This window comes from Oleiphilus sp. HI0125 (assembly GCF_001635355.1).
On sequence record NZ_LWGF01000263.1, the window covers coordinates 1 to 969 of the forward strand.

Sequence of the window (969 nt, forward strand, 5' to 3'; positions counted from 1 at the left end):
TATAAAAATCTGAGAATGGGGCGCTACGACATTGAGGCGAGGCTCGACCTACATAGGCTGACAGTTGAAGAAGCGCGTCGTGAGGTGTTCCAGTTTTTGCGTGACTGCTTTCAATACGAACTTCGTACAGTCCTGATACTCCACGGTAAGGGCGAACGCAATGCAGACAAGATCGCTGCGATAAAAAGCCACTTGTCTGTATGGTTGCCTCAGATCGACGAAGTTATGGCGTTTCATTCTGCTCAACCTCGCCACGGAGGCACGGGGGCTGTATACGTGATGTTAAAGAAAGGGGATAAGTCTAAGCAAAGTACAAGAGAGAAGTTTGGCTTGCGCTAGATAAGGCATTATCACACTGAAAACAAAAAAGAGATTCATATGAAATTTTTTCTGAATGGTGAGGAGCGCGAAGTTAACGTAGACGCAGATACGCCTTTATTATGGTTTATTCGTGACACGCTTGAAATGACGGGCACTAAGTTTGGTTGTGGTATGGGCTTGTGCGGGGCCTGTACTGTGCATTTGAATGGCCAAGCAGTTCGTTCGTGTATTACACCAGTGTCTGCTGTTGAAGGGCAACAGATTACAACGATTGAAGGTCTGTCCGACGGCGAAAGTTTGCATCCTGTTCAGAGCGCATGGGTTAAGCACAATGTCCCTCAGTGTGGTTACTGTCAGCCGGGACAAATTATGTCTGCTAGTGCGTTATTAGCGGGTAATTCAAATCCATCTGACGATGATATCGATGTGGCTATGGCTGGTAATGTATGTCGTTGCGGAACTTACCCTCGAATCAAAGCGGCGATTAAAACTGCAGCGACAGAGCTTGCATACGAAGCAAAGAAGGGTGGGGTGAACAATGGATAAGCAAATCATGAAAGGCCCTGCTATTACGCGAAGAAATTTATTAGTAGGTGCTGCCAGTACTACAGGTGGCTTGGCGGTTGCATTTAGCATGACAGGTTGCGC

The 969-nt window shown here is 47.0% G+C and carries 2 protein-coding genes; both read left to right on the forward strand.

What is annotated here, in order from left to right:
- The coding region (locus tag A3762_RS03835) for a Smr/MutS family protein (protein WP_197469005.1) at window positions 1-339 on the forward strand (339 nt) is incomplete at its 5' end.
- A gap of 39 nt (window positions 340-378) precedes the next feature.
- Window positions 379-867, forward strand: a complete 489-nt coding sequence (locus tag A3762_RS03840; RefSeq protein ID WP_068754181.1) for a (2Fe-2S)-binding protein — start codon at window positions 379-381, stop codon at window positions 865-867.
- Window positions 868-969 lie beyond the last annotated feature (102 nt).